Source organism: Armatimonadota bacterium, assembly GCA_020354555.1.
Taxonomy (GTDB): domain Bacteria; phylum Armatimonadota; class Hebobacteria.
Genome location: CP070648.1, coordinates 4354666 through 4357919 on the forward strand (window position 1 = coordinate 4354666; position 3254 = coordinate 4357919).

Here is a 3254-nt window from a genome sequence, read left to right on the forward strand (position 1 = left end):
CGCGGCATCCAATAGATCGCCATTGAGCGCCAACTGCGTGCTCGCTGGCACCTGCGCGCCGGCTTGCAGGACTGTGAAAGGTACCTCGTTACTCGTATAAGTCACCGGCGCCGCGATGGCCTCGTCGGGCAAGAAGGCCTCGGCCTCGTAGGAGAACGGTTGCCGCATGGTCGCGCGCATGAGGTATTGACCGGGCGGCAGAAGCGGGTGCAGCCACGAGTGGAAATAGTACTGATACAGGTGGGATTCACCCGGCTCAAGGCGCGCCGAGTGATCGCCCGGCGGCAAGGCCGGCTTTGGGTACGTTAGCTCGAAGCTCTGTCCGTCACTCCGCGCCGCGACACACTCGAAGCTACCCATGTTGGCTACAGGCATGTATCTCAGTGGCTGCGGACCCGCATTCGTGCACACGGTTGTAACATAGATGGGATCGCCTTCGGCGTATTGGGCATGGTCCAGCATGATCCCAAACACGAGATCGTAGGAATTCGGCCATGTCTGCTCACCCGTTGCTGGGAGCGCCCCGAAACCGAGGGCGCACGAAGCGACCACTAAGAGCATGACCAACCCGCGCCTCGGCACAATAATCCGCGCTAGCATTTCTGCTCCCTCCTCAGAAATCCACCTGGGTCGTCTCGGCTTCCACGTGGAAGTTCCTTGTATTGACATTGGCGAGGTACTGCACGGTCTGGATTACCCAATTCCCGTCCACCAGCACGCCGCGACTGGTGCCCGAATCGGTCCTATGTGGGTGAGCGGTACCCCACATAATGCAGGACGAGAAAGGATAGGTGAAGGTTAGCCAATCTGGCTGGTCATAGGCGGGATCTTCGTCGACATGTTCCACGCTTACGACATGCCCCAACTCGTGCGCGGCGACATGGCGGCAAACCGGTATGTGTACGTCCGGCTCCTGGCTCCAGTGATCGCGGATCTTCGTCACGAAAACGAAAGCCCAGCCCTCGTGTCTTCGGGCGTGGTCGGTGCCGTGGCCGATACCATTGTCGATAGTCTGGTCATGAGCGAACAGCACGCCGGCGTAATGCGGCCACCAGCCTGGCCCGTCGAAGAGGGAATGTGCTATCCAGGCCTCTTGGTCATAGGTCTGCAGCACCAATGAGCCCTGGATGCCTACCTGTTTTCGCCATAGCTCGACCCCTGCCGTCGCCAACGCAAAATCGGCCCAGTTGAGGCACTCGTCAACTCTTGCCGTCGAAAGCACCAAGGGCACTTCGTCCCATTGACCATTCTCATCCCAATCGTCGAACGGCTCGCCTGCATCGTATTGTCCATTACCGTTGACGTCGGTGTACGGTTCAGGAGGTCCGTGCATGACGTATACCGCCGTGAGCAGTTCCTTGCGCACGGGTTTGAGTCGGGTAACCGCGCCGGGGCCCGCGCCGCCGGTCACGAATCCACGGTACTCCTCCCACGCAGTATGGCTGTCCCCAGCGCCGGCATGCGTCACCTCAAACGACGCGTCGTACTGCCCGTTTCCGTTCACGTCAACCCAATCTTCCGGGCTGCCTTCCGTCGCATTCTGGATCCTGGGCTCTTCGTCCCATTCCAGATCATCCCCCGGGGCTGGCCAGGGCACATCGGCGTAGCGCTCGACCCATACCCGCGGCAAGTACGCCCCTGCCTGCGCCGGCTCATACCCTTTGCGCGGACTGGGCACCCACAGCATCGCCGGGGTAGAATGGGGACGGTCACCTATTCTCGAGAGCTCTCCTTGGAGACCGATGTGATATGCGTGCAACCGGTGGCAGACCGGAAATGTGCAGTAGCGGGAATCACCGAAAGGGAGAACGAGGAAACGCGACGATACTGTACGGGCGGGAAAAACAGAACACGGCCCGCACCCACATAGTGGCACGCGGACCGCGGTGAGCAGCCGTGTGATGGCGACGCTATTGTCTACGCCGTGGCAGACCTGGTTCACGCGTGCGAAACCCCCGGAATCGCGCGTTCAACCGTTCGCAATCACGGAGCCATAAGAGCTCGCCCCAGGCTCAATGAGCCGTATCCGGCGCCCGGGCAGAATCGTCGCGGGGCAGCCCCAGGGCTGCCTCAACCTGCCGCGGGAACTACAAGAACCTACCACCCAGCGGAGCGCTGGTCAAGACTTTGTCCGCACCAGAGCAGCGCGACCGTTTCCGGTTGCGTGCCCCCGCCGCATTGACTGGCGCCTGTCTCCCCAGGTAGAATTGATCGTCGAAGCGGACAGGGGGTAACGCGTTCATCCGCCCTCTGCCGTCTCGTCGCGGGCGAATAGCTCAGTGGGAGAGCGCTTGCCTTACAAGCAAGAGGTCGCTGGTTCGAAACCAGCTTCGCCCACCATGTCCGCGCCGACGGTGCTATCCGCCAATCCCTGGGCGTCGGCGCTGACGCATGTCATGCTGCACACGAGCGCCGTCATCCACTCGCCGGGAACCTCGCTCTTCCTGCCGCCGCACGGCGACGTACCCGAGTAGCCGGGCCGGCGCCCCGGAACTGCCGGTCTTCTCAAGCCCAGAGACGTTGCTGCCCCATGCCTACCTCGCCAGATAACCGCCGTCCACGGCCAGCGCGTGGCCGGTAACGAATGACGCGGCGTCGGAGCACAACCAGACCACAGCCTCCGCGACCTCCTCCGGCTTGCCGATGCGGCCAATGGGATGCAGCGCGCGGAATTCCTCCATCAGCTCCGGCTTCTGCGCGACGACGCCCGCCACCGTCGGCGTGTCAATCGTGCCCGGGCATACCGCATTGATGCGGACGCCGAGCTTGGAGTACTCCAGCGCGGCCGTGCGCGTGAGCTCGAGTATCCCGCCCTTCGATGCGGTGTACGCGGAGAAGTCCTGCAAGCCGCGAATGCCGGAAACCGAGGACATGTTGACGATAGCGCCCCCGCCCTGTTCGAGCATCTGCGGAATCTCGTGCTTCATGCACAGCCACACGCCTTTGAGGTTGGTATTGATGATGTGCTCCCAGTTCTCCTCGGTGCACTCAACGGTTGATCCCATTTCGCCCACGGTGCCCGCGTTGTTGAAGGCGCAGTCCAGGCGGCCGTAGTTGTCCATCGCCCTGCCCACCATGGCCTCCACCGCCGCCCCCTGCGACACATCGGTTTCGACGAAGATCGCCTCGCCCCCGTTCGCCTCTATCATCCGCACGGTCTCCTCGCCGCCGCCCACGGCAATGTCGGCGACGACCACTTTAGCGCCGTCACGAGCGAATGCCAGCGCCGTCGCCCGGCCGATGCCGGACGCCGC

General features: G+C 62.8%; 3 protein-coding genes and 1 tRNA gene. 1 reads left to right on the forward strand and 3 read right to left on the reverse strand.

What is annotated here, in order from left to right; all coding sequences use genetic code 11:
* A partial coding sequence (locus JSV65_17820) for a hypothetical protein (GenBank protein ID UCH34359.1) occupies positions 1–600 on the reverse strand: 600 nt, incomplete at its 3' end.
* A 13-nt stretch (positions 601–613) separates the two neighbouring features.
* The gene (locus JSV65_17825) at positions 614–1678 is read right to left on the reverse strand and encodes a hypothetical protein (protein UCH34360.1); all 1065 of its coding nucleotides are present in this window, start codon (positions 1676–1678) and stop codon (positions 614–616) included.
* Positions 1679–2265: 587 nt separating this feature from the next.
* Here JSV65_17825 and JSV65_17830 point away from each other — a divergent pair.
* A tRNA-Val gene (locus JSV65_17830) sits at positions 2266–2340 on the forward strand.
* 194 nt (positions 2341–2534) lie between these two features.
* Here the strand turns inward: JSV65_17830 and JSV65_17835 are convergent.
* A partial coding sequence (locus JSV65_17835) for an SDR family oxidoreductase (protein UCH34361.1) occupies positions 2535–3254 on the reverse strand: 720 nt, incomplete at its 5' end.